Source organism: Pseudarthrobacter phenanthrenivorans (assembly GCF_036455295.1).
Lineage (GTDB): Bacteria > Actinomycetota > Actinomycetes > Actinomycetales > Micrococcaceae > Arthrobacter > Arthrobacter phenanthrenivorans_C.
Window position 1 is genome coordinate 35,632 of the sequence record NZ_JAYXNX010000012.1, and the last position, 22,148, is coordinate 57,779.

Consider the following 22,148-nt stretch of genomic DNA (forward strand, 5'->3'; position numbering starts at 1 on the left):
CCACGCCGCCCGGGTTCCCTGGCCGAGCTTGCGAGGCAAGGGAGGCGGCGGGGACTAGTTGGGAAGGCGGACAGGCATGACCAGGTAGCGGTAGTCGTCCTGGTCCTCGCCATCGGCGTCTGCCTGCGCGGTGATCATGGCGGGCTTTGGTGCCGTGGTGAAGGAGAACCGGACAAATTTGGTCTCAATGACACTCAGTCCCTCAATGAGGTAATGCGGGTTGAATGCGACTGTGATGTCATCACCTGAAAGCTGCGCCTCCAGCTCCTCGGATGCCTGGGCGTCTTCACCGGTGCCCGCGTCCAGGTTCAGCAGGCCGGCAGTGAAGGCGAGGCGGACCGGGGTGTTGCGTTCGGCCACCAATGAAACACGGCGCACGGCCTCGACCAGCTCCTGGGTCTGGACCGTGGCATGGATGGGCGTTGATTCGGGGAACAGCGAGCGGATCTTGGGGTAATCGCCGTCCACCAGCAGGGAGGTGGTGGTGCGGCCCCCGCTTTCGAAACCAATGAGCCGGCTGTCATCATCCGACAAGGCCAGGTTGATGTCCCCGCTGTTGCCCAGGGTTTTCGCTACCTCATTGAGGGTCTTGGCCTTGACCAGGGCACTGGTGGAGATGCCCGGGGTGACCGGCTTCCACGGTACTTCGCGCATGGCAAGCCGGTAGCGGTCCGTAGCCAGGAGCGTGATGAGGTCGTCCTCGATCTCCATGCGTACGCCAGTGAGGATGGGCAAGGTGTCGTCCTTGCTGGCGGCGATGATGACCTGGGATACGGCCTGGGCGAAAGCGTCTCCCGGGACGGTTCCGCTGATGGCCGGCAGGGCCGGCAAAGGAGGATATTCAGCTTCCGGCATGGTGGCCAGGTGGAAGCTGCTTCGGCGGCAGGTGAGGGTGACCTTGTTGCCATCGGTTTCAACGTCCACCGGGGCGGAAGGCAGGCTGCGGCAGATATCGGCAAGCAAGCGGCCCGAGACCAGGATAGTTCCCTCGTCCCTGATGTCGGCAGTGATCTCAAGCCGTGCCGAGGTCTCGTAGTCAAAGCTGGAGAGGCTCACGGTTCCAGCTTCGGCTTTCAGGAGAAGGCCGGAGAGAACGGGTACCGGCGGCCGCGGAGACAAGGACCGGGCTGTCCAGGTGACGGCTTCTGCCAGGACGTCCCGATCAACTCTGAACTTCACGGAAGGGTGCCGCCTTTCATTGCTGCTGCCATGTAAACCCGGGAATCTCGCAGGGAAACTCCGGAAGAAGTAGGGCGCACCCCGGCTGGTGCATGGTCCATGAAGACGGAAACCACACGAAAACCCAGGGATGGGAGCGCTGCTGACAGCTTAGCCGGAAGAACGGGGATTAACCCATCCCCCAGGAACAGGCCCGTCCCTTCCTGGGGCCGGCAGGCCCCTTGACGACGGGCGGATCGATCTTGTTGTTTGAGGGATTTCAATTTTTTGGGATTCGTAGTGTTAATAACTGCTGTGGAAACTGTGGATAACCCCCTCCTGCCCCACGGATCCGCGGTTAAGCCCTGTTCACGGTGTGTGCGTTACCTGGGTTTTAAACAGGGTGTGGATGGGGACAACGCGAAACCGCATTTTTAACGATCCACAGACGGCTTAAGGGTTTTAAGCCCATTAACCGCGCTTGTCCCCTTAAGTATCCACAGGCTTATCCACATGCCCCTGTTAATAAGGTATAGAGTGCGGGGCGCGCTGTGGATCAGGAGTCCCGCTGCTGCTGCTTGATCCGGTTGGTCAGCTCTGTGACCTGGTTGTAAATCACACGCCGTTCGGCCATCAGTTCCCGGATCTTCCGGTCGGCGTGGATCACGGTGGTGTGGTCACGGCCACCGAGCTCCTGCCCGATCTTGGGAAGCGACATGTCCGTGAGCTCCCGGCAGAGGTACATTGCGATCTGACGCGCCGTGACCAGGGTGCGGGTACGGGACTTGCTGCAGAGCTCTTCCATGCTGAGCTTGAAGTAGTCAGCGGTCTGCTGGAGGATCTGGGACGACGTGATCTCCTGCGCACCGTCGTCGGTAATCAGGTCCTTCAGCACCATCTCGGCCAGGGCCACGTCCACGGGCTGGCGGTTCAGGCTGGCGAATGCCGTTACGCGGATCAGTGCGCCTTCAAGTTCGCGGATGTTGCTGGAGATCTTGGACGCGATGTACTCCAGGGCATCATCCGGCGCGGAGAGGCCCTCGCTCAGTGCCTTCTTGCGGAGGATGGCGATCCGGGTTTCCAACTCCGGCGGCTGGATGTCGGTCAGCAGGCCCCACTCGAAGCGGGACTTCATGCGGTCCTCGAATCCTGCCAACAGCTTGGGCGGCTGGTCCGAGGTGATGACCACCTGCTTGTTGTTGTTGTGCAGGGAATTGAACGTGTGGAAGAACTCCTCCAGCGTCCGGTCCTTGCCGGCCAGGAACTGGATGTCATCGATCAGCAGGACATCCACATTGCGGTACGTGGTCTTGAAGCTGGCGCCCTCATCGTCCCGGATGGAGTTGATGAAGTCGTTGGTGAATTCCTCTGAGTTGACGTACCGCACCCGGATGCCGCTGTAGAGCCGCCGGGCGTAGTGCCCAATGGCGTGCAGGAGGTGGGTCTTGCCCAGCCCGGAGTCTCCGTAGATGAACAGCGGGTTGTAGGCCTTGGCCGGAGCTTCAGCGACGGCGACGGCGGCGGCGTGGGCAAACCGGTTGGAGGAACCGATCACGAAAGTATCGAAGACGTATTTGGGGTTCAGCCGGCCAAATTCGTGCGAAGTGCTGGGCAGCATGGGCTGCGGCTTCTGCTCGATCAACTGGTCAGGCGCGTACGCCGGCTCGACGACGGGTTCCGGTTCCTCGTGGATGGGAACCAGGTCAGTGTCGACGTCGATGGCGCAGCGGATGTCCTCTGAGAACACATTGTGCAGCGCGTCGTCGAGCGCATCCTTGACCTGGGTCTGCAGCACTTCACGCGTCAGCTCATTGGGGACAGCCACCAAGAGGGTGGAGCCAATGAGCCCCTGCGCTTGGGCAAGAATGACAAAGCCCCGCTGACGTGGGGAAACGCGGTGGTCCTGTTCCAGCAGGCTGACAACCCGGCGCCAGGAACTTCCGACAGTATTGGCGTGGTTGGCTTCGTCTACTGTCATCAATCGGTTCCCTCAAAACTTGCCGTGCCTGCGTTGTTTGCAGCCCAAGTCCGGAACCAGGTCCTGGCCCAACTTCATCCACAGGGTTATGCACAGCCCGTGGATAATCGGCTACTGGGACACTCTAGGTGATGAAAAGCCTAGAAGATAGCTGGCTATCCGGCTGTGGATAATTACACCGCTGTTGTTCTCCAGACAGCCTTGTGAGCCACTTCATCCACAGGCTGTTGGGGATACTTAGGCACAGCTGGGGACATCCCGGCGCGGCCCCTCTGGTTTGACTCCGCGCATCGGATTGCCCTAACGTTGTGAAGTCCTTTGTGTCCGCTTTTCGGCCCCATTTGAACTTTCCAGGTGCAGTGCGCCTGGGCAGCCCGGGGTAAGCGTGCACATACAAAACTTAGCGTCGGCCAGTTCTTCCCCATACTGATCGGGTGGGCGCACCTTTGATCCACTGGAGTAACTAACGTGAGCAAGCGGACTTTTCAGCCGAATAACCGCCGTCGAGCCAAGAAGCACGGCTTCCGCCTTCGTATGCGTACCCGTGCCGGCCGCGCCATCCTGGCAGCCCGTCGTGGCAAGGGCCGCACCGAACTGTCGGCCTAAATAACTGGCTTGTCGGTAGACATCCCTTTGCGAGTTTAAGGTGCTGGCCGCCCGCAACCGCTTGAGGACCTCAACCGATTTTTCAACAACTGTACGTTCCGGTGTCCGCAATGGGCGCCGGAACGTAGTGTTATATGCGGCAGCCATTGCTGCCGACGAACCGAGCCGGATCGGATTCATTGTTTCCAAGAGTGTAGGGAACGCTGTTGTCAGGAACCTCGTTAAGAGGAGACTGAGGGAAGCAGCTGCCGCCTCGCTGGGCGAGCACGGCACGGGACTCGCTGTCGTGGTGCGGGCACTTCCCGCGTCCGCCAATGCCAGCTGGGACCAGCTGCTGTCGGACTACAACGCTGCACTGGGCTCTACGCTGACCCGGCTGGCCGGCCGCCCTTCACGGGCTGCCGCCACAGGTTCGGCCGGTACAACACAGGAGGGGACAACGCGTGCCTAACGCCACCGCCGTCGTCGCCCGTTTCCGGAAGGTGCTGGCCGCCGTCGGGAAATTCCTCTGGAACCTGCCCCGGAATATCCTCATTCTTCTGCTGATGGCCTACCGCAAGGTGGTTTCTCCCTTGTATGGCCCGGTCTGCCGGTTTTTCCCTTCATGCTCGGCGTACGCCCTTGAAGCGGTCACCGTCCATGGTGCCGTCAAGGGAAGCTGGCTGGCAGTCCGGCGCCTTGGCCACTGCCACCCATGGAATCCCGGCGGAGTGGACCACGTCCCCGCCGGGCACCGGGAATGGCCCGAGGGCCGGACCCCCACAATTGTTGTGCTGAACAATCCGGACAGGTACCTGGTTGTTCGGACTGATGAAGAAGGCCGCAGTGCGGCCTGACGAATAGGGATAAGTATGGACATCTTTGGGACAATAATCGCCCCGTTCAAGTGGCTGGTTTCGTTCATCATGGTGGCGTTCCACGACGGGCTGAGCAGCATTGGCATGCCCGCCGCGAACGGCTGGACCTGGACGCTGGCCATCATCGGGCTGGTGCTGGTTATCCGTGCCGCGCTGATCCCGGTATTCGTCAAGCAGATCAAGGCCCAGCGCGGTATGCAATTGCTGCAGCCGGACCTGAAGAAGCTGCAGGAAAAGTACAAGGGCAAGACCGACCAGCTGTCCCGCCAGGCCATGGCCCAGGAACAGATGGCAATGTACAAGAAGCACGGGACCAACCCGTTCTCCGCCTGCCTGCCCATGCTCATCCAGATGCCCTTCTTCTTCGCCCTGTTCCAGGTGCTTTCGGGTATCTCGCAGGCCAAGGACCAGGGTGCCGGCATCGGAGCCATGAGCCACGAGCAGGTTGTCGAGTTCGACGCGTCAAGCATCTTCGGTGCCCCGCTGTCCGCAGCCCTGCTGCACGGCGGTGCCGGCAACGTTGCCGTCGTGGTGCTCTCGATCGTGATGATCCTGGCCATGACGGCCTCCCAGTTCATCACCCAGAAGCAGATCATGGCCAAGAACATGTCTGAAGAGGCCATGGCCAGCCCGTTCATGCGGCAGCAGAAGATGATGCTCTACATCCTGCCCCTCGTGTTCGGTGTCGGCGGCATCAACTTCCCCATCGGCGTCCTTATCTACTGGACCACCACCAACCTCTGGACCATGGGCCAGCAGTTCTTCGTCATCCGCCGCATGCCGACGCCGGGTTCCCCGGCAGCCAAGGCCCTTGCCGAACGCCGTGCCGCCAAGGGCCTGCCGGCGCTGTCCGTCCTGAGCGGCAAGCGGGACGAAGCAGCCGACGCCGCCGCGGCTGCCGCACTTGAGATCAAGGGACAGCGCGTCCAGCCCCAGCGCAAGAACAGGAAGAAGAAGTAATGTCTGCCGAGAGCACCGAGCACGCCCTTTCTGAAGAGATCGAAGATCAGGATGCTTCCGTGAACCAGGATGCTTCCGCCGCCAAGGTTTCCGCCGTCAGCCGCCTCGAGGAAGAGGGGGACGTCGCTGCAGACTACCTGGAAGAACTTCTGGACATTGCCGATATTGATGGTGACATCGACATCGAGGTCCGCAACGGCCGCACGTACATTTCCATCGTGGCCGAAGATGAAGCTGAAGGACTGGAAGGTTTGGTTGGAGAGGACGGCGAGGTCCTTGAAGCCCTCCAGGAACTGACCCGGCTTGCCGTCCTGTCTGCCACGGAGAACCGTTCCCGTCTGGTCCTGGACATCAATGGGTACCGGCAGGAGCGCACCGGGCATCTGCAAAAGATTGCCGAGGACGCCGCAGCTTCCGTCAAGGAAACCGGCAAGTCCGTCGCGCTGGAACCGATGAGTGCCTACGAACGCAAGATTGTGCATGACGCCGTTGCCGATCTTGGACTGGTCAGTGAGTCCGAGGGCGAAGGCGCCGGACGCCATATTGTTGTTTCCGCAGACTAGGGAATGCTTGCCCATAATGGTTGACATCACGGCAGCAGAGCTGCGCGCCGCCGAGAAAATCTTCGGCGACCGCCTGGACCTGGCAAAGCGCTACGTCGAGCATTTGGCCACGTCGGGAACTGAACGGGGCCTGATTGGCCCTCGCGAGGTGCCCAGATTGTGGAGCCGCCACGTGCTCAATTGTGCGGTCATCGAAAGTGAGATCCCACAGGGAAGCCACGTTGCCGACGTCGGAAGCGGGGCCGGGCTGCCGGGCCTTTGCCTGGCTATCGCCAGGCCCGATCTTGAACTCACGCTTATCGAGCCGCTGGAGCGCAGGGTGATCTGGCTTCAGGAAGTGGTGGACGATCTTGGCCTGGACAACGTCACGGTGATGCGTACACGCGCAGAGCTTGCTGTGGGTCACGTGGACGCTGACGTGGTGACGGCCAGGGCCGTCTCGGCCCTGACCAACCTTGCCGGCCTCACCATTCCGCTGCTCGGTGGCCGCGGCGAAGTCGTGGCCATCAAGGGCCGCAGCGCCGGTGAGGAAATTGAGAAGGCAGCCAAAACCATCCGCAAGTTGGGTGGCGTGGAGACCTCCGTGCTCACTGTGGGTGACAACCTCCTGGAAGAACCCACCACAGTGGTCCGCATCGTGGTGGACAAGCCCCAAAAGAAGTCCTGATGCGGGCCTGCTGACGGCTGTCAGCAGGCCGGAGCGGTTAGGCTAGAGAACGGCAGCAAAATTGGCTGAACGAGAGTGAGTGTGCCCCAGTGACCAGTAGTGAAGCCTCCGCACAACGGATCCCGCCGTTTGTGTCCTTGGGGTCGGCACGTTCTGTCGCTGGGTCCGGCCTCGCAGGGACCGCCATGGCACCTGGGAGGGGTGGAAATCACCCCAAAGCGGTTTCGTCTTCTTCTCCAAGTAACGCGGTTTCACGTGAAACAACCTCGGCGGGTCGATCCAACGTCATCGACGCTATCGACGATTCCAGCCCTATTGCCAGGGAGCTTGCGCACGAGACCAAGCGCCGTGAGCGGTTGATGGGGCGCCAGCTCCCTCGCCCCAAGGAAACCCGCATCTTCACGGTGTCCAACCAGAAGGGCGGGGTTGGGAAGACCACCACCACTGTAAACATCGCGGCCGCCCTGGCAGCCGCGGGCCTGAACGTCATGGTTATTGACATTGATCCCCAGGGCAACGCCTCCACCGCATTGGGTATCGAACACCATGCTGACGTTGACAGCATCTACGACGTTTTGATCAACGACGTGCCCCTTGCTGACGTGGTGGCTCCGTGCCCCGATATTGGCAAGTTGATTTGCGCCCCGGCTACGATCCACCTTGCAGGTGCGGAGATCGAACTCGTCTCCCTGGTGGCCCGCGAGCAGCGGCTTCGCCGCGCCATTGACGTCTACGCGAAGACGCGGGAGAAGAACGGCGAGGAGCGGCTGGACTACGTCTTCATCGACTGTCCCCCCAGCCTGGGCCTGTTGACCGTCAATGCTTTCTGCGCGGCAAGTGAAGTGCTGATCCCGATTCAGTGCGAGTACTACGCTCTTGAGGGTCTTAGCCAGCTTCTTAAGAACATCGAGATGATCCAGAAGCACCTCAACGCTGACCTTGTGGTTTCTACCATCCTGCTCACCATGTACGACGGCCGCACCAATCTCGCTGCCCAGGTTGCGGCGGAAGTACGCCAGCACTTCCCCGACCAGGTGCTCTCGGCCGTCGTCCCGCGGTCTGTGCGGATTTCCGAAGCTCCGAGCTACCAACAGACGGTCATGACTTACGACCCCTCGTCTAGTGGGGCCCTGTCCTATTTGGAAGCCGCTGCTGAAATAGCGGAACGCTAGAATCTTCAATACCGCAACGCATCGGAGCCGGGCTGTACCCGGCTCTACCACTGGAGGGATTTACCCATGAGCGAAAAGCGACGGGGCCTAGGCCGCGGTCTTGGCGCGCTGATTCCAAGTTCCGCCGCATCCAATGGGTCCGGGAACAGTGGGGCGGTATCGCGGCCTGTGGATTTGTTCTTCCCTGAAGGCCGCCGAAAGACGGACCCGTCAGAGCAGGTTCCGGCGGACACCGCGGATGCAGCAGTAAAGGCGGAGGACAGGGATGCGGAAGCCCCTGCTGCCCGTTCGTCTTCAGGCAAGGCTGCCGCCTCCAAGCCAGTCCCGGAAAAGGGCAGTGACGAGAAGAAGCCGGTTTCCACTGCTCCGGTGAAAAAGACAGCTGCACGTAAGTCCTCGCCGGCCAGCACCAAATCCGCGGACGCGGACCCGGCTGCGGAAATTCCTGCTGTTGCGCAGCCTTCGGATGTTCCGAGCCTTTCCGAGCCGATCGTTGAGGAAATGACGTCCGGTGACTCCGGCGTTGAGCTTGTGGAAGTTCCGGGTGCCCGGTTCGCCGAGATCCCCGTGGCTGACATCCACCCCAACCGGAAACAGCCGCGAAGCGTCTTCGATGAGGATGACATGGCTGAGTTGGTGCACTCGGTCCGCGAAATCGGGGTCCTGCAGCCTATTGTTGTCCGCACCTCAACCGAATCCGGTAGTGAGCCATACGAGCTGGTCATGGGCGAACGCCGGTGGCGTGCTGTACAGGCTGCAGGGCTTGACACCATCCCGGCGATTATCCGTGACACCACCGATGACGACCTCCTCCGCGATGCACTGCTGGAAAACCTGCACCGCAGCCAGCTGAACCCCCTGGAAGAGGCTGCGGCGTACCAGCAGCTCCTCGAGGACTTTGGTACCACCCACGAACAACTGGCGGACCGTATCGGCCGTTCACGGCCGCAGGTGTCCAACACACTGCGTCTCTTGAAGCTGCCCCCGCTCGTGCAGCGGCGGGTTGCAGCGGGAGTGTTATCCGCGGGTCACGCCCGTGCGCTTCTTTCACTCCCTGATGCCGCCGCAATGGAACGTCTGGCCCAGCGAATTGTCGCAGAGGGCATGTCTGTGCGTGCCACGGAGGAAGCCGTAACTCTTTATCAGGATCCCGCCAAGGCCCCAAAGAACAACATTCCGCGTCCGGGTGCGCGGCACGAACGCCTGGACTACCTGGCGTCCTCGCTCTCAGACCGTCTTGATACCAACGTCAAGATCTCGCTCGGAGTCCGTAAGGGCAAGGTCAGCATCGAATTCGCCAGTGTAGAGGACCTGAACCGCATCATGGACGTTCTAGCGCCTGGTTCTACCAACTAGTACACTTTCTGAGGCTCCGTTCACCACGAACGGGGCCTCAGGTGTCTCTACTGCCTTCTGAGTTCCCTCTGTTCGGCGGTTCTTGTGCTTGCAGGCTTCATGGCTGCGCTGCCCAGTGCAGGCGCGCAGACCCGCTGGTGCACGCTTGTTCCGTGTTTTCGGTGAATGCAGTTGAAGCGCAGTTGCAATGCCGTGCGCATGTCCTTGGCAGCCCTACAGGTAGCCGCTGCAGATTGGGAAGACCCTGCGATTCCCTCGCGCCCACGACAGCGTGAACGAGAAGACTTGCGTTTTCCTTCAACATAACAGCGGTACGGCTTCTTCACCGTTCAGGGGGCCGCGGCCTGGTGCTGATCCGGGTTCACGCCCATTTTTATGCGCCATCCTGCTGAACGTCCTTGTGCCGATCCGCGTCCACGTACGTTTCACGTGAAACTGTCCCCCGTCGGGGGGCATAAGGCACAACGCGAGCCACGCATATGGCTGCATTCACGAGCAAATTGTGGCTTCTACGCCGGTCTCACGGCCACAACTTATGCCGATTCCTTGCAGATCGTGGATCCCGCCACGTGATAGTCATCCGAATAAACGAAGACAAACCAGCGGTCGACTCCTGTGATTGGCGGCGCGGTGTTGGATGTGCCACTTCGAGTACCCCGGATCTTGATCTGCGCCCGTTCGGCGCCGCCGCCCAGAGGTTACCCAGTCCCTTCCGTATGTCTCCTATTGTCTTCGTTTCGTCCATGCCTAACAAGCGACCCCGAGTTGCTCATGCATCTCTTGCGGCCAGGGCATGTCATGCCGCATGTGACATATCGGCCTGAGTCAGGTCTTGAGATCGATTACCGCCGGAGGACTATCCGTACCCTGACGCCCTCGCCGGCACCTTTCCCGTGTTGGTTCAGGTCCTGAGGGCGATTCGCTGCGAATTGGGGTATGCACGGCACCGAGATCACCGACAGACTGTGCAGCGTCGTGATCATGCGGTGCCGATTTATCACGATGAAAGTTAGTTCCTGCCTATCGTGTTGGGGGGAAATCTTGGATCTGGTATGTCCGACGGCTGGTCCAGGGTAGTTCCTGCAACGAGCATGCGCCGTTTCACGTGAAACATTTTGCTGTCCTGCAATCCACAGATGACTCCCCCAAGGCGTACCCGATTTCGCGGGCTTCAGTGGGCCTTGCCATAGGAAGCACTGCAAGTTTCTGTTTCGCGTAGACGTGCACTTGTACCGCGGTCCGGGGTGCTCACATCTCCCTGAAGCGGGTCTTCCTGCTTCCCAATGAGCATCTGAGAAAGTAGTAGCGCGCGTTGCTGTTTCACGTGAAACGGTCCGCAGGGCGGCGCTGCGCGAAGTGGCACGATGCCGGCGCCCGGGTTTACCTGACTCTCACAGCCATCAGTGACGCAAGGAACCCCGCAACTGGCCGTTTCACGTCGAATGGGCAACAATGGGACGTGCTCCTGCGTGGAGGGCCGTGGGACCAGGCGTGCCGGTGGGACCGCGACTCAGCTGTCCTGGTGACTTCCGCTGGCTGGCTAATCTACGCCCCTTGAACCTCTAACCCCACCCGTAGGCGTCCAGGGTTTTGCGATTTACAGCGACGAAGACAGCGGTACGGATCGCTAGGACTCGCGCAGTTGGGCGGTGCCACCCGCTGGCAGTGCTATACCGACGCACCCATGTGGGAGGTGGGTAACTGCGTCTACTCCATATCTGCCTTGGCTTGCCTTTACGTCTGTTGTTGCCTAGCACTGAGACCCAGAGGCCGGAGCTTTGTGTATGGAGTCGCGGTTGTAAGGCAGTAGTGTCTGGGTGGTCCAGGAGCTGACGACGCTCCCCCGTCGCTGCTGACTTCGGCAGAATGCGGGCCTCTGTTGGTAAGCCAACACTGTTTCTTTCGGCGGTCATTTCTTCCCGTCCAGCCCTCGCCTGCCTTTCGCAACTTTGCCCACTTCGGACAGGGCTGACATGTGCCTACGTGCCGTGCGCAGGACCACTCAACGACCTTCCAAGCCGCCGAGCGTGCGCGTCATCGATAACATGCCGGCAAAGGCTTTCGCGATGATCACGCCCACAAGGACACATCGAACGCCGTCAGGTGAGGTGGATAACCCTGTGGATAAGTGTGTGGATAATCACCCGGTGTTTCTGTGGATTCGTCAGCGGCGTGGCCCCATCATGAGGCGCTGTTCATCGGATTATCCACCTGCGCCCCGCCAGCTTGTCACCCAAGAGGCAGGGTTTCACGTGAAACAATGCGCCAAGCGGGGGCAGTAAGCTGTGCGCCTGCCAATTGGACCGCTTGTTGTCATCTTTATCCGGGTGAATAGACCAGCGCTGGCCGCTCTACGAGGAGGATCGGCAACGCCAGCGCCTATTTGCGTGAGCGGATCCCGCTGCGATAAACCACGACCAGTGCCTCCGGGGGAAGCTCTGGGCACTAAATAGCATGAGGATTCCCCATGACGTCGCCTGTGGACAACCTTGTGGATAGGCCGGCCGGGTCCTGTGGATAACAGTGTGGATATAGTTGACGCTGTGTCACCGATAAGTGGAGCCAGCTAGGCCGTCCTGGGAGGGGCTTAGGGCCAATGGGGTCACCACGGCTAAGAGCAGCAGCGGAGAAGGTCGTCTATATTCTTGCCTCGCAGTGGCTTCGGCACCGGCTAACGTATCCCCTGGTGCTACCTGGTGGCCGGCCCCTCTGACGTCCGATGGTCGAAGCGCCCGTTGGAGGAGTGGGTGGCCGTCGCTTCACGGTGCTGGCGATCGTCAGCCTTGTCTTTCTCCCTTGCAACGGGGCCGACATCGCTCCAGGTCCTGTGATCATGTGTCGGCGCCTTGTACGGCCTAACCCCCCTTTGCCGCGAAGTCGGCGGCCGTTGTTCTTACATCCTCTACAAGAACCAGGGATGAGCGGCCACTGGTACTAGTCTGAATTGGATGCGACCCCCGCATGCTGCCACACATAGCGGGAGGCTTAGTACGGTGGACACTTGGCGTCACGCCCCGACTCAGACGCGATATGGACATGGCCTCCCAGCGGTTTGGGCTGATGTTTCACGTGAAACAGAGGGCACTGTGGGTGCAGACTGCGAGCCGCAATCCCCCTGCCTGCCGGGCATGGACAGAGCGGCCCGATTCCGCAGGGGTAGTTACCGCGTGAACACGTAACAACGGGTGCTGATGTCGTTCGGTACTGGCCTGCTCACGAGGGACGCCTCCGAACAGTAGATCTTGCAGAGCTGTCAGGGATGAGACACAAGATGCATCTGTTCGTGTTTCAGCGTTGCGTGCAGGGCCATCGGGTATGAACTGCAGTCGACGCTGTTAGTTCCGGGGCTCTAACGACGGCTGCCCATGTCGGGCCACTTACCGGTCTTTCTGCGAGCTGCACTGGTCCAGACGGCGAGATACTGCTTACATTCACCGCCTCTGCCGCCCGCTGGCCAAGCCGAGGCACGGATGTTGCGCCGAAATACTATGGGTTTTCCCAGGAGGCAGACCTCGATGAGGGCGTCTGCGCATCGGCTGCGGAGGTTAGGTGTATGCGTATCCAGAGTGTCCGCGGGCAGCTAGGCTGCAATGCCCTTTCCGCGGTCTCCTTCGACCCATGGATTCCTCATCTGCCGGTCAAAGTGCCGAGGACTTGGGGGGGGCTAGGGTCGGGGTCGCCCCACAGGTGTTAGCTTCCGCGTGGGGCAGGCTTGTGGTTAGTGAGCTGCTGTGACCGTTCAGTCCCTGTGCCGCTGAAATCGTTGCGAGAAGATCAGTATTCGCGAAACTACCGGACGTGTCGAGCCTATCCGTGGTTGCGCGCGTCTATTCCAAGGACCGGACGCTACGTGTGCCGGTGTTTCACGTGAAACATGACCCGCCCATCCGAGGCCTGGTATTGGACTCCTCGTAACTCTCGATCGAGCGGCCATAAAGGATGGGGCCGTTGTTTGCGCTTCGACTTGGTAGAACTCCGCATAACATCACTGCTGACCGTGCTGCGCTTCGCAGGTGGTGCAACGCATCGGTTGCTCCGCACCGCACCACCGCCGTCCTGACAGTTTATGGACGTGGAGGGCCGGCTCTTGATTGCGTCGAAGAGTCGGCCTCCGCCCGGACCTACGGTTCCGTTTCACGTGAAACAGGACCGAAAACGGAAGCGAACCGTGGCCTTCCTCCCCTATACCGGGTTACAGACCAATCGGTCCAGCAGTGGGGAACGGACTGTGACAACAAAGAAGCGGCCACATCCCTAACGGGAAGTGACCGCTTCTTGTCCGATGCCGAACCCTGCTCCCCTTGCGGGAAAGCTGATTAGGACAGAACGTCGGAGAATTCCTTCTCGAAGAATTGCTTCGGCTTGGCGCCGATCACCGTGTTCTTCACTTCTCCACCCTGAAACAGATAGACGGCAGGGATGGATGTAATTCCGTACTGGGCGGCGATGGCAGGGTTGTCGTCTACATTGACCTTGACGACATCGACCTTTTCGCTATATTCGACGGAAATTTCATCCAGAATCGGACCAAGCTTGCGGCAGGGACCGCACCACTCTGCCCAGAAGTCAACAATTACCGGCTTCTCGGACGAAAGGACATCTGTGCTGAAACTCGCGTCAGTTACATCTTTAGCGTTGCTCATAACCTTATCTTTCTCTTCGGATAACAGCGGCGCAGCCGGGTCAGGACTGCAGATCTGCCAAGTAGTGCTCAACATCAATGGCGGCCACGCAACCAGAGCCCGAGGCCGTGATTGCCTGGCGGTAGGTTGGGTCGACCACATCGCCGGCAGCGAAGACCCCGGGGAGGCTTGTCCTGGAGCTTCGGCCCTCCACCGCGATGGTCCCGGCTTCGGTCAATTCCAGTACGTCTTTGACGAGATCGGTACGGGGATCATTGCCGATGGCGACGAAGGCACCCGTCACGGCCAGGTCTGACAAAGAACCGTCCAGGAGGTTCTTCAAACGGAGGCCGGTTACCTTGTCGGTTCCCAAGACGTCGTCCACGGTACTGTTCCAGATGAACTTGATCTTGTCATGTGCCAGTGCCCTGTCCGCCATGATTTTTGAGGCCTTGAGTGAATCGCGCCGGTGGACAACCGTTACCGACTTGGCAAACTTGGTGAGGAAGAGGGCTTCTTCCATGGCGGAGTCACCGCCTCCGATGACTGCAATGTCCTGGTCTTTGAAAAAGAAACCGTCACAGGTTGCGCACCAGCTTACGCCGTGTCCCGAAAGCCGCTTTTCGTTGGGGAGACCCAGCTCCCTGTATGCCGAACCCGTGGACAGGATGACTGCCTTGGTCCTGAAGGTCTCCCCCGTGGCGATCGTGACAGTCTTGACCGGGCCCTTCAAATCAAGGGAGGTTACATCCTCGAACTGGATTTCAGTGCCAAAGCGTGCGGCCTGCTTCTCGAAGTTTTCCATGAGGTCCGGACCCATGATGCCCTCGGGGAACCCCGGATAGTTCTCCACGTCCGTGGTATTCATAAGTTCGCCGCCTGCGGTCACAGATCCAGCCAACAGCAAAGGCCTAAGGTTTGCCCTGGCGGTGTAGACAGCTGCCGTGTAGCCCGCCGGGCCCGAGCCCACAATGATGACGTCACGAACGTCGGACGCCGTCTTTTCTTCGATGGTCACTTACCGTGAACCTCTTCCTTATCCGACTCGCCCCACCGTGGAGGCCGGGCACATGTGACAACTATGTGCGTGTTGTGAATATTCCAACGCCCGGGCGCGGTGTACCACTCGGCAGTGCACGAGACCGGCCCCGCGGGACGCATGTTCCAGAGTACATTCCAGCGGCGTATACCTCACGGCAGGAGTGACGAGCTGCAGTCATATGTGCTGGGGAAAGGAAGGGCTACTGGACCTTGATCTCAGCCAATCGGATGCCGTAGCCGTAACGGGTTTTCGGAGCCGCCAGCTTGGGGAGGGAGTTGATGGAGATAATTACGTACTGTGCCTGCACGGGTTCAGCCAGGGGCATGTTGAGGTCCGTCGAGGTGAAGCTGTTGGAGCCCACAACCTTGGCGCCGTCGGTGGACGGCTTGTCATTGGTGTAAACCGTGATGTTGCCGCCGGATCCCCCGAGCTGGGAAAGCGTGATGGACGAAATAGTGGACGGGCTCTTCAGCTTCACCACCAGCGGGACGCCCTGCGGCGCCAAGCCACCCCAGTTCTCCGTGGCGAACTCCATGTCGGACCAGTAGCTGGCCGCATTGCCGTCGTACGCCTTGACCAGGTCGCCATCAAAGGTGGCCGCAAAATCGAAATTACCCTGCCGGGTCACGCTTTCGATGACGGGCGGAACTACGGGCGGTTTAGACGGAGCCGCCTGCGTTGCCGGCGCAGAAGCCTGCGCAGCGTTGGTGGTGGCCGGAGCAGCCGGAGGGTTGGCCTGGGGTTCTGATTTGAAGAGGCTGCCCAGATTGGTGACGGCGAAAATGAGGCCGGCGATCAGCACGACAGCCAGAAGTCCGCCTACGAGCCACCGCATGGAGCGGGGCTGCCTTTCGGGCTCATCGTGGTCGTCGTCGTAATCATCGCGGTCTGCGAAGGAGACCCCCGCCGCGGCGGGTGCTGCCGCACGGGCGAAGAGCGCGGATTTACTCTGGACCGGGCGTACCTCCTGCGGGGCGTCCTCATTGTCCCCGTAGTGGTCCTGGTCCCGGGTCTGCGCATAGTCGTCCTCGGACCACAGGGAAACCTTCGGCTTCTGTTCGGGCGCGGACGGTTGCGCCGACGGCTGGGCCTGGGTGGATGGTGCTGACTGAACGGACGGCTGGGCCTGGGTGGCAGCAGCAGCCGTGTCGTTGGGCCCCGTGTCCACCTCTGCGGAGCCGCCCCGCGCGGAAGGCGATGGAGCGCCCTCCGCTATGGGCTGGGCGGCTGTTGCGTCGGGATCAAACCGGGACGCACCGGATCCCGCCTTGGCACCGGCGGAAGGGCCGGCAGCCGGACCAACTGAGGCTGCAGCACCGCCAACCGCCGCAGCGCCGCCAACGGCGGCAGCACCGGCAGCCGCGGCACCGGTACGGCCCTGCGGGGAAACCTGCGGAGCCGGCTGCCGGGCAGCAGGACGATCGGCCGGCCTGGGCGGCACGGGCGGAGCGGATGGGTACGGATCTACCTGGCTGGGGTGTGAATCGGCGTAGTTGATGTATCCCGCCTCGACGTGGTCTTCCTCGTCGTACGGCTCAGGTTCGTGCGACCGCGGCTGCCCAAAAATTTCACTGCCCAGGGTGTCCGTGAAGAAGGGCTCCACATAAGGCGGATTGGGTGCGACCACCAGGTCCAGCAGATCCGCTGCGGACGTGTGGTTGGTGATGAGGTAGGTGGCATCCTCTGTGACGCCCAGGTCCAGGACCTGCACAGTCCCGGGGCGTTCCCCGGTGGCAACCTCACGGGCGCTCTGGGCAACCTGTTCGGTGTTTTCCGGTCCGGCAACCAGGATGCTGACCGGGCGGTTGAGGACCTGGTCCACACCGTCCAGCACCAGATCGTGGTCATGCGAGGTCAACACTGTGGCGGTGACCTTGTAGCGGCCGCCCAGTACTGATCCGACATCGATCGGGTTGGACACGTGTTCCTCCTAGACTGTCCGGGATTGCCGGCCTTGATGATGCAACCGCCGTTCAGGCGCCGCGGACGGCCCACCCTGAATGCAACTACCCCTGTACCTGTTCGATCCTAGCCGATCCGCCCCGCGCGGCTGTGGAGAAGACGGGTACGGGAGTCACTTTTTGCGCTGGCTCCGGGACTTGAAATATGGGTTCTCGCCGGCCTTCCCCTGATAGGTGCGGCGCCCCGGAAGCGGAATCTGTTCGCTGAGCAGGCCGCCCCGTGCCGTGCTCGGCTGGTCCTCACCCGGCAGGTAGGCGGCATCGGCACCGGGCTGCGTCCCGGCGTCGTACGTTTCCGTACGGCGGCCACCACGCTCCGGATCCGGCCCGGCACGGAAGGAGACGGCGTCAAATTCCCCGGAGATCCGGGGAATCAGGCCGGTGTCCACGGACGTCGTGGCACGTTCAGGACGCTGTCCGCCGTCCCTGTCCGTTCCGTTGGCAGGAGCGGCCGACGGCGCGTCCCCGGCTTCAACAGCGGCGGCTCGGCCGCCGCGTCCAAGCCTTCCCAGCAGCGGCCGGAGCATGTCGCTGAGCTCGGAGACCCGGAACAGCCTGAGGAGGACAAAGTAGACGGCCAGCATGACCGGCCCGACCACGACGAGCGTCACGAGCGCAGTAAGCCGGTTCTGCCACGCGAAGCCATCCGGGTTGTAGCTGCCCATCAGCCAGAGCGCGCCCGCCCCGGCAATCGCAGATCCCAGGGCCGCATAGCCCATCCGGATGTACGAGTTGGCTATCCGCGCGCCATCCAGGTGGCCCAGCATTCGCCGGAGGAAGAACGCGCTGATGACCACGGAGAGGATGTTGCCCACCATGTAGAGGATGGCGATGGCGTAGATGATTTGGCCTACCGGCAGGAACTGGATGGCGAAGGCACCGACCACGTAGACCACCGCGAGCAGCAGTTGCACGTAGAAGGGGGTGCGGGCGTCCTCGTTGGCATAGAACACCCGGGACATCATGAAGTTGGCGCTCATGAAGGGCGTGCTGAGGGCCAGGATGGTGAGCGTCTGGGCCAGCATGACGCCGTCCTGCCGGCTGCCGCCCGAGAAGAACATGCCCAGTGGACCGGCCAGCGCAAACAGGGCCAGGGCGCCGAACACGGTGGCTACCGCCATGGTCCGCAGTCCGTGCGACAGGGCGTCGCGCAGTTCGGCACGGTTGCCCTCCTGCGAGGCACGGGTCATCCGGTTGAACAGCACAGTGGCCAGGGACAAGGCAATAATCGAGTGCGGCAGCAGGTACAGCTGGCTGGCCACTTCAAGGACCGCGTTGCCCGGAAGGGTGGAGGCGGAGGGGTCCCCCGCTTCCTGCAGCCGGATGCGTTCGGCGCCTGGAATGGTGGCGATACGCATGACGTAAAGGAAGGCCAGTTGCCCGACGGCGGCCGTCAGGAGCGTCCACACGCTGAGCCGGGCAGCGTGGCCCAGTCCCACGCCCCGCCAGCCGAACCTGGGCCGTAGTCCGAGCTTCAGCCGGAAAACCGGGACCAGCAGGATGGCAGTCTGGGACAACACGCCGATGGTGGAGAACCCCGCCACCAGCAGTGTCTGGTTCGATCCCCAGTTATCGATTGTGTGGGCGTTGGCCTCGTTCGTGCCGAAGATCCAGATGAACATGCCCAGCCCTGCGATGGCGACCACATTGTTCAGGATGGGTGCCCACATGGCGGGGCCGAAGGCCCCGTTGGCGTTCAGTACCTGCGTCAGCAACGCGTAGAGGCCGTAGAAGAAGATCTGAGGCAGGCACCAGAACGCGAAGGTGACGGCCAGGGCCTTTTGTTGCGGTGAGTAGCCCTGGGTGGTCAGTTCGATGACCCCCGGTGCCGCCAGGGTGACCAGCGCCGTCAGGCCGAACAGGAGCAGGACAGCCAGCGTCAGCAGCCGGCTGATGTAGTCCGCTCCCCTGTCCGGAGCCTTGCTCGCCTTGATGATCTGCGGGACCAGTACGGCGTTGAACACGCCGCCGGCCACCAGGAGGAAAATCAGGTTTGGCAGGTTGTTGGCGTTGATGAACGTGTCATTGACCGTGGAGCCAAGGCCCAGGGCGGTGCCGAGCATCCAGGTCTTGCCGAAGCCCAGGAAGCGCGAAACCAGTGTTCCGGCAGCCATGATGGCGCTGGACCGCGTCTCGCTCACGCCTGTGGCGGCGGGCTGGGAAACGTCCGGAGCCGCCGGCTCCGGGGGCATGCCGTCGGGCGCCGCGTCATCGGGCCGGCTGGACCGGTCGGAAGGGAAGTTGGTAGCTGACATCGACTTCATCGTCTCACCCGTGCGCACATAACACCGCAATGACGACGGCGGCGTCCGGGCTTAAAGGTGCCCGGGCAGGACTTCGCGGGCGAGGTCGGCAATGCGGCGCTCGTTGGGGAAGGACAGCTTCCTCGCCAGCTCCTGGATGGGCACCCATGCCACATCCACGGCTTCCTGGTCGGGGTCGTTCTCAATGGTGAGTTCGCCGCCCGTGGCCCGCAGGAGGTAATGGTGCACTGTCTTGTGGACACGGTGCCCACTGACTGTGAACCAGTAGTCGATGCTGCCCAGTGGCGCCAGGATGACGCCTTCGATGCCCGTTTCCTCGGCAATTTCCCGGACCGCGGCCTGTTCGTTGTTTTCGTCGCCCTCCGGGTGGCCCTTGGGAAGGCACCACTCGAGGCGTCCGCCCCTGTTAAGGCGGGCGATGATTGCCACCCTCAGTTCGGCGTCGGATGTGTCCACCACCACGCCGCCGGCGGAGACTTCCTCCACCGTAGGCAGCGACGCCGGTGCCGACTGCTGGGCAGGCGCAACGTGCGCACCGATTGCCGATGGCAATGGTGCGTTTGTCCTCCTGCCTGGAGCGCTCGGTACTGGATGGGCCATGAGGTCCACTCTAACGACTGTTGCCCTCCCGTGATGACCGGAACATGACACCAACATGGACGGGATATGACGTACTTTCCGGAAGGGAAGGCCAATCAGCGCGGATCGTGATGCCTTTTTGGACTGCCGGGGCGCAGGTTTCTGCCAAGCTTAAGGAACTATGTCGCACGCACAACGCAAGATTGATACCCACACTGTCGATTTCACCGTGGATCCCGTGGTCCTCGAGCTCGGACAGCGCTTCGTGGACGCCGGCCACGAGCTGTCTTTGGTGGGCGGTCCCGTGCGCGACCTGTTCCTGGGCCGGACGTCCCCGGACCTGGACTTCACCACCGACGCCACCCCTGACCAGACCGTTGCACTGATCAAGAAGTGGGCGGACAACTTCTGGGAGATCGGCAGGGCGTTCGGCACCATCGGCATGCGCAAGGCCGGGTTCCAGATTGAGATCACCACCTACCGGGCCGAAGCCTACGATCCCGATTCCCGCAAACCGGTGGTGGCGTTCGGCTCCTCCCTCACGGATGACCTGCAGCGCCGCGACTTCACCATTAATGCCATGGCGCTGAGGCTGCCCTCCATGGAGTTGGTGGACCCTTTCGGGGGCGTGCGGGATCTCCACGCATCGGTGCTGGCCACGCCCGGCGCCCCGGAGGCATCCTTCTCCGATGACCCGCTGCGAATGATGCGCGCCGCCCGCTTTGCCGCACAGTTGGGGGTTTCAGTCCGCGACGACGTCCGGGACGCCATGACGGGAATGGCGGACCGCATCAGGATCATTTCCGCGGAACGGGTGCGGGACGAACTGGTCAAGCTGGTGTGCGGCGCCCGTCCGCGGACAGGAATCGACCTGCTGGTCGAGACGGGGCTGGCTGAGCACGTGTTGCCGGAAGTGTCAGCCCTCCGCCTTGAATCCGACGAGCACCACCGGCACAAGGACGTTTACCAGCATTCCCTCCAGGTCCTGGAACAGGCGGCTGAACTGGAAACGGACGCCGAAGGCACCGTGCCCGGGCCGGACTTCGTCCTGCGTTTTGCGGCGTTGATGCACGACGTCGGGAAGCCGGCGACGCGCCGGTTCGAACCGGGCGGCGCGGTGAGCTTCCGCCACCACGACATGGTGGGTGCCAAGCTCACCACGAAGAGGATGAAGGCGCTGCGGTTCGACAATGACACCACCAAGGCGGTTGCACGTCTTGTGGAGCTCCACATGCGCTTTTACGGTTACGGCGATGCCGGCTGGAGTGACTCCGCCGTGCGCCGCTACGTCACTGACGCCGGTCCCCTGCTGGAACGCCTGCACCGGCTCACCCGCTCCGACGTCACCACCCGCAACCAGCGCAAGGCGGAACGCCTGGCTTTCGCATACGACGACCTGGAATCGCGGATAGCGGCACTGCGCGAACAGGAATCCCTGGACGCTGTCCGCCCGGACCTGGACGGCGCCAGGATCATGGCCCTGCTGGACCTCAAGCCCGGTCCGGTCGTGGGGCGCGCCTACAAGTTCCTCCTGAACGAGCGCATGGAACACGGACCGTTGCCCACGGAAGAAGCAGAGGCGCGCCTGCTCCGCTGGTGGGCAGAACAGCCTGAATCGGCACCTTCCGGACCCGCCGCCGAAACTTCTCCCGCCGTCGTCGAACCTTCACCTGCTGAGGAGTCCAAGTGACCAATTCCGCCTTTGCCCCGCGCCCCCAGCTGTGGATCCTCCGCCACGGGGAGACCGAATGGTCCAAAAGCGGGCAGTACACCGGCCTGACGGACCTGCCCCTGACCGTGGAAGGCGAACAGCAGGCCGTGGAGGCCCGCAAGGTGCTGGACGGCGTGGACTTCGACCTGGTGCTCACGTCCCCCCTGCGGCGGGCACGGCGGACGGCGGAACTCGCCGGCTTCCCCGATGCCAGGCACGAGCCGCTCGCCGTCGAATGGAACTATGGCGATTATGAGGGGATCAGTTCGGACCTGATCCGCAAGGACAATCCCGACTACCTGATCTGGACCCACGGCGTGCCGAACGGCGAGACGCTGGACGAGGTGGCCGCGAGGGCAGACAAGATCATCGGCCGGGTCCTGGAATCCGGAATGGACAATGTGCTGATCGTGGCGCATGGACATTTCTCCCGCATCCTCACGGCACGCTGGCTGGAATTGCCGCCCACGGAAGGCCGGCACTTTGTCCTGGGGACGGCCAAGGTCTGCACTTTGGGATGGGACAAAAAGACCCCGGCCATTGTGCGGTGGGGGCTCTAAACCTTCTTTTAAGCTCCCTTATATGTTTTTCCGGGAATTGCTGGCTTTCCCTGCATTCCTGGGGTACCTTTATTCCTGACCCCAAGGTGATC

The 22,148-nt window shown here is 61.9% G+C and carries 17 protein-coding genes; 10 read left to right on the forward strand and 7 right to left on the reverse strand.

The features are described from left to right. Positions 1 to 54: 54 nt before the first annotated feature. Both dnaN and dnaA read right to left on the reverse strand, forming a co-directional pair. Entirely contained in the window at positions 55 to 1,179 is a 1,125-nt protein-coding gene (dnaN, locus tag VXJ37_RS15490; RefSeq protein WP_141944811.1) for a DNA polymerase III subunit beta, read from the reverse strand. A 535-nt stretch (positions 1,180 to 1,714) separates the two neighbouring features. Next, positions 1,715 to 3,136 carry a chromosomal replication initiator protein DnaA gene (gene dnaA / locus VXJ37_RS15495; RefSeq protein WP_331323921.1) on the reverse strand — a complete coding sequence of 474 codons (1,422 nt, stop codon included), beginning with the start codon at positions 3,134 to 3,136 and terminating at the stop codon, positions 1,715 to 1,717. Positions 3,137 to 3,604: 468 nt separating this feature from the next. On the opposite strand from dnaA, the gene rpmH reads away from it, so the two are divergent. The 8 genes from rpmH to VXJ37_RS15535 all read left to right on the forward strand — a co-directional run bounded on the left by rpmH (position 3,605) and on the right by VXJ37_RS15535 (position 9,317). Next, positions 3,605 to 3,742, forward strand: a complete 138-nt coding sequence (gene rpmH / locus VXJ37_RS15500; protein WP_003800212.1) for a 50S ribosomal protein L34 — start codon at positions 3,605 to 3,607, stop codon at positions 3,740 to 3,742. A 40-nt stretch (positions 3,743 to 3,782) separates the two neighbouring features. Continuing rightward, positions 3,783 to 4,193, forward strand: coding sequence for a ribonuclease P protein component (gene rnpA, locus VXJ37_RS15505; protein WP_331323922.1), 411 nt, complete (start codon positions 3,783 to 3,785; stop codon positions 4,191 to 4,193). Beyond that, entirely contained in the window at positions 4,186 to 4,578 is a 393-nt protein-coding gene (gene yidD / locus VXJ37_RS15510) for a membrane protein insertion efficiency factor YidD (protein WP_331323923.1), read from the forward strand. The genes rnpA and yidD overlap by 8 nt, the downstream gene beginning before the upstream one ends. Before the next feature lie 15 nt (positions 4,579 to 4,593). Beyond that, the gene (gene yidC, locus VXJ37_RS15515; protein WP_331323924.1) at positions 4,594 to 5,559 is read left to right on the forward strand and encodes a membrane protein insertase YidC; all 966 of its coding nucleotides are present in this window, start codon (positions 4,594 to 4,596) and stop codon (positions 5,557 to 5,559) included. Then, positions 5,559 to 6,122: a Jag family protein gene (locus tag VXJ37_RS15520; protein WP_331323925.1), complete on the forward strand. Its 564-nt coding sequence runs from the start codon at positions 5,559 to 5,561 to the stop codon at positions 6,120 to 6,122. Before yidC ends, VXJ37_RS15520 begins: the two co-directional genes overlap by 1 nt. Positions 6,123 to 6,138: 16 nt before the next feature. Beyond that, a complete protein-coding gene (gene rsmG, locus VXJ37_RS15525; RefSeq protein WP_141944819.1) occupies positions 6,139 to 6,789 on the forward strand; it encodes a 16S rRNA (guanine(527)-N(7))-methyltransferase RsmG in 651 nt (216 codons plus the stop codon). Between the two features lie 89 nt (positions 6,790 to 6,878). Then, positions 6,879 to 7,961 carry a ParA family protein gene (locus VXJ37_RS15530; protein WP_331323926.1) on the forward strand — a complete coding sequence of 361 codons (1,083 nt, stop codon included), beginning with the start codon at positions 6,879 to 6,881 and terminating at the stop codon, positions 7,959 to 7,961. A 66-nt stretch (positions 7,962 to 8,027) separates the two neighbouring features. Then, on the forward strand, positions 8,028 to 9,317 hold the full coding sequence (locus VXJ37_RS15535; protein WP_331323927.1) for a ParB/RepB/Spo0J family partition protein: 1,290 nt from the start codon (positions 8,028 to 8,030) through the stop codon (positions 9,315 to 9,317). Positions 9,318 to 13,633: 4,316 nt separating this feature from the next. Here VXJ37_RS15535 and trxA read toward each other — a convergent pair. The 5 genes from trxA to VXJ37_RS15560 form a co-directional block, all read right to left on the reverse strand. Beyond that, entirely contained in the window at positions 13,634 to 13,960 is a 327-nt protein-coding gene (gene trxA / locus VXJ37_RS15540; protein WP_331323928.1) for a thioredoxin, read from the reverse strand. Positions 13,961 to 14,000: 40 nt separating this feature from the next. Next, positions 14,001 to 14,957 carry a thioredoxin-disulfide reductase gene (trxB, locus tag VXJ37_RS15545; protein ID WP_331323929.1) on the reverse strand — a complete coding sequence of 319 codons (957 nt, stop codon included), beginning with the start codon at positions 14,955 to 14,957 and terminating at the stop codon, positions 14,001 to 14,003. Between the two features lie 223 nt (positions 14,958 to 15,180). Beyond that, on the reverse strand, positions 15,181 to 16,902 hold the full coding sequence (locus VXJ37_RS15550) for an ABC transporter substrate-binding protein (RefSeq protein WP_331323930.1): 1,722 nt from the start codon (positions 16,900 to 16,902) through the stop codon (positions 15,181 to 15,183). 153 nt (positions 16,903 to 17,055) lie between these two features. After that, the gene (gene murJ, locus VXJ37_RS15555; RefSeq protein ID WP_331323931.1) at positions 17,056 to 19,197 is read right to left on the reverse strand and encodes a murein biosynthesis integral membrane protein MurJ; all 2,142 of its coding nucleotides are present in this window, start codon (positions 19,195 to 19,197) and stop codon (positions 17,056 to 17,058) included. 60 nt (positions 19,198 to 19,257) lie between these two features. Beyond that, the gene (locus VXJ37_RS15560) at positions 19,258 to 19,758 is read right to left on the reverse strand and encodes an NUDIX hydrolase (protein WP_331323932.1); all 501 of its coding nucleotides are present in this window, start codon (positions 19,756 to 19,758) and stop codon (positions 19,258 to 19,260) included. 208 nt (positions 19,759 to 19,966) lie between these two features. Here VXJ37_RS15560 and VXJ37_RS15565 point away from each other — a divergent pair, with 208 nt between their 5' ends. Together VXJ37_RS15565 and VXJ37_RS15570 are read left to right on the forward strand one after the other, a co-directional pair. Further along, positions 19,967 to 21,475 (forward strand): CCA tRNA nucleotidyltransferase, encoded by a 1,509-nt coding sequence (locus tag VXJ37_RS15565; RefSeq protein ID WP_331323933.1) that lies wholly within the window; start codon positions 19,967 to 19,969, stop codon positions 21,473 to 21,475. Next, positions 21,472 to 22,056 carry a histidine phosphatase family protein gene (locus VXJ37_RS15570; RefSeq protein WP_141944834.1) on the forward strand — a complete coding sequence of 195 codons (585 nt, stop codon included), beginning with the start codon at positions 21,472 to 21,474 and terminating at the stop codon, positions 22,054 to 22,056. Before VXJ37_RS15565 ends, VXJ37_RS15570 begins: the two co-directional genes overlap by 4 nt. Positions 22,057 to 22,148: the final 92 nt, after the last annotated feature.